The organism is Marinobacter sp. L-80, from assembly GCF_056859395.1.
Genome location: NZ_JBSXOI010000002.1, coordinates 1 through 3,991, shown reverse-complemented (window position 1 = coordinate 3,991; position 3,991 = coordinate 1). Strand labels below are relative to the sequence as shown.

The 3,991-nt window shown below is 57.3% G+C and carries 3 protein-coding genes; all 3 read right to left on the bottom strand.

Annotation, left to right across the window (positions count from 1 at the left end; all coding sequences use genetic code 11):
* A partial coding sequence (gene ltrA, locus AC13E3_RS00050; RefSeq protein WP_482901550.1) for a group II intron reverse transcriptase/maturase occupies window positions 1-981 on the bottom strand: 981 nt, incomplete at its 3' end.
* A gap of 497 nt (window positions 982-1,478) precedes the next feature.
* The gene (locus AC13E3_RS00045; protein WP_146083403.1) at window positions 1,479-2,096 is read right to left on the bottom strand and encodes a hypothetical protein; all 618 of its coding nucleotides are present in this window, start codon (window positions 2,094-2,096) and stop codon (window positions 1,479-1,481) included.
* 343 nt (window positions 2,097-2,439) lie between these two features.
* The gene (locus tag AC13E3_RS00040) at window positions 2,440-3,756 is read right to left on the bottom strand and encodes an IS1380 family transposase (RefSeq protein WP_348293917.1); all 1,317 of its coding nucleotides are present in this window, start codon (window positions 3,754-3,756) and stop codon (window positions 2,440-2,442) included.
* Between the last annotated feature and the right edge of the window lie 235 nt (window positions 3,757-3,991).

Here is a 3,991-nt window from a genome sequence, read left to right as displayed (position 1 = left end):
CCGGATCTGGGTTTTCAGCTTGGTGATGGCTTTGTCAGCCACTTTCAATCGCTGCCCTTTCCGGCTGAGGGTGAAGCCCAGGAAGCTGCGCTTCCAGGGCCGGTCTACCGCGCTCTTTCGTGTATTCACTGTGAGCCTCAGCGAGTCCTCGATAAAGCGCGTCAGACTCACCATCACCCGCTCGCCTGCGCGGTGACTGCCCACGTAGATCTGGCAGTCATCCGCGTAGCGGGCGAAGCGCAGGTTGCGCCGCTCCAGCTCCCAATCCAGTTCATCCAGCATCACATTCGCCAACACCGGAGATAGTGGCCCGCCTTGTGGTACGCCCTCGGGTGTTGGTGTTTTGCGGCTGTCGATCTGTACACCTGCCTTCAGGTACCGGTTGATCAACCTGAGCATCGGCCTGTCCGGCGTGTGCCGTTTCAGACGTGCCATCAGGCGATCATGGTTTACCCGGTCAAAGAAGGCTTCCAGGTCCAGATCCACCACCCAGTTGCGACCTTCCCGGGCGCAGCGCTGTCCGTATCGGACCGCTTGATGCGCAGAGCGTCCCGGACGGAAGCCGTAGCTGTGTGGGTGGAAGCGCGGTTCCCAGTCCTGCTGGATAACCTGAGCGATTGCTTGCTGGATAAAGCGATCCAGCACCGTTGGAATGCCCAGAGGGCGGGAACCGCCGTTGGCTTTGGGGATGGTAACCCGCCGGACCGGTTTTGGTCGGTAGGTCTGCTGGAGCAGTTGCTGCCGGATCTCGGGCCAGTGTTGGCGCAGATAATCCGGCAACTCATCCACGGTCATGCCGTCGATGCCCGGCGCTCCCTTGTTACGTCGAACCTGTTTCAGGGCGCGATTGAGGTTGTCCCTGCTCAACACACGCGCCATCCACGGTGAGGGTTGAACGGAGTGCGAGCCTTCCCGGTTTCCGGCAACGGGTTCATCCCCTGGAGACTCCAGGGGCAGCGCTAGCTGCTTTGCGGATGCCATCCCGTTTCCCTGCACGGACTCTCGACTCCTGTCTCTGTTCGGGCCTTCGGTTCACGGGCGAACCTACTATGCCCTCTGCTGATTTCTGCCACGCGATCAGAGACGATCGCTCGTCTCTCAGTGGGTCCGTCCACACGTGGCAGACCTCCCGGGGTAAGGCACAGAGCTTTCACGACGTGAACGCCCGATTTATAAAGTACACCCCAGTCGCAGAAGGAGGGCTTCGCGGTCACGTGCCCGCTCGCCCCGGATGTACCACACCTCGTATCGGGTTCCTGTTCGTCGTCCCGCCGCTTTGGATTGGGCTTCCTTCAGACCCCACCTCGCGATGACGCCCTTGCCCTTCTCCTAGCCTTCGGCTCTGCGAACACCTGGCAGGAGGACTTTCACCTCCCTAGTTCTGTGCCATGCCCGGCACACACGCTTTGGTTCAGCGGCGCCCTGATAAGGGCGTCCGGTGGAGGGCCGCCAGGCCCAAAACGAACTGGAACGACTGGTTAGACAGCTCGCTTAAGATGCGGTTTTAGTTCCATTTCTATCTGTTGAATATCACTTTGCAGGCCACTCAAAAATTTATCTTCTTTCCTGTTGCCGCGGGAATTTATGGTTTCTCTTGTCCGCCGTATGTCTTCTAAACTTCTACCTCCGCGAGGAGCGTCCGACATAATTGTATCTAAATGATCCATGATTGCGGCGTAAAGCTCCCCGTCCCAGCTATATAGTTTTCGAACCTTCTCGACTAGCTCAGCACCCCAAAGTACCTCAACTTCAAGTAAGGTCGCCTCAAGAGCGTTCCTGGCATCGTACACCCGGTCATATCTGTTCTGATATGCCTTTGCTAATTCTCTATGGCGCCTGTCTTTGTCATTTGCTGGTGGAGGCCCTTCATCGTCTGACAACTCCATCTCTTTCAACGCGATGAACGGAAACCGAACGGATTGAAGCGCCTCACGAAACTGGTAAACCTCTTTTAGCAAGCGTCGGGCGAGCTCATATTGTGCAGTTCCTTGAAGCTGGCGCCTCCATGTGGATAAACCAATAACAGCAACACCCGCCCCAATGATCGCGGCCAATGCAACAATAACGTCCTTAATTGGAGAGACCCACACTTCCATAAAACAGACCATAGATGTCTAACGCCCTGGGTAAGCTGCCGATACGGAGCGCAGCTTAGTAGCGGTCAGCTTCACCCACTGGTTAGCTGAGGTCATAGGCAAAAGACTTGCCTGAATCAGTGACTTTGCAGGCGAATATACCCCGCAAATCGCCATCGGCGCTAACGGGAGCCATCAATTGTCGAAAAATAGGTTGCGAGTGCCTGAAACGCGCAGCCTGAAGTCGACCAGAGACCAGGATTTGGCTGCTTTTTGATCAAACCATGGTCGTTAGGCAATAGCGGATTGCCCCGGTATGGTTTCCCGGGTGGTTTTAAGATGATGCGGTCACTGCCGAACGAGCCTATCCGGAGGCGGCGATTCCTTCGTAGAGGTCGCGGTAAACGGCAAAGCCCGGACAGTGTCGACCAAAGCGCAGAACCCACTGTCGGCCACTGTGTACCAGGCGACAGGCCATGGTCATCAGCTCCTGCATCACGGTTCTCAGGCGGCGGCGTTTAGCCGGGTGGCGCACTGGCGCATCCGGGCCAGTCAGTCTCAGGCCCATCCAGCGCAGCACGTTATATCCCAGTGTTGCGAAGGCCATGACCAGGTTGTTGGTGTCGAACTTGCCGGACGGCAGGCGCTCCAGATCCAGGTCGGTTTTGAACTCGCTGTGGAATTGCTCACTGGTGGCGTGATCGCTGTAAAACGCCATGATTTGTTGTTCATCGGCCACCTCGGCTGGCAAGGAGGTAATCCAGCCTTCAAGACTGACCTCCGGCTCCAGATACAGCTGGCCACCGGCATCGCTGGTGCGCACCGTGACTTTAACGATCTGGCGCAACCCGGGCTCGTCCGACAGGTTTTCCGATAAAACCGCCTCCATCTTGCCGTTGCGGTCCAGTGTCCAGGCTTTCTGAGCCTGGGCCTTCTCCGCCCAGGCCAGGGGATCCTGCTTGCGGGGATTCCACTTGATCAGGAAGTCGACCTGCTTCTGCTCGCGCAGAAAGTCGCGATTGTCACGGGCATCGTGTGCGCTGTCCAGGCGCAGCAGGATGGGCTTGTCCGTCAGTGCCCGGGCCCGGGGTAAAACCCGCTTGAGGGTATCGAGAAACCCATTATTGGCGTGCTGGCTGCCAGGGCGCAGTTCGCAGCCCAGGCACCAGCCTTCCTGGCCCAGATAGGCCGCTATCGGTGCGTAGCCGTCGTAGCCCTTGTAGGTGTAGCTGACACCCTCTTTGCGGGTCTGGCTGTTGTCCATGGGAAAGACGTCCATATCCAGGGCAACGTGACCCATCGCCAGAGGTGATACCGGGGCTTCGATGGACTGAAGAAACTCAACGCTGGCATCATCCAAAAGCGGCGTCAGGGCTCGGGCATCTTCATCAAACCGTTGCCGCAAGCGGGCTGACGATGGCGACTGCTTGATGCCCATGGCGGTTTTGAAGAATGGATCCGTGCGTACCGGCTCGACCGCCTCGAAGTCACTCTTGCCCAGCGTGATCAGGCCAAGGTAGGTGCGGATCAGCTCGATGTTTGGAATGCCGTGGCGCTTGACGACCGTGCGAGCGGTTTTGATCAGCGACGTGTGCCGGTTCAGACAATGGCCTATCAAGGCCAGTCCGCCATGGGGTGTATAGACTTCGGTTCGGGATTGCTGGAGAGTGAAAGTACGCATGAGCCAAATGCACTGACTGGGTGAATGGATGTCAGGTGCCATTATATCGCTTAAGGCTCTGTTATTGCAGGCTTTAAGCGCAGTTTTAGCCGATGAGCCTGTAAATAAATCTGTGTAACTGCCCACCCCATTACAGGTGGCCGTCCAGGCGGTCACCGAATTCGATAATAAAGCGATTCAATGCCGGCTTCCAATCACGGATCGGCATGGTCCATTTCTTTGAGGCCTGTTGGAT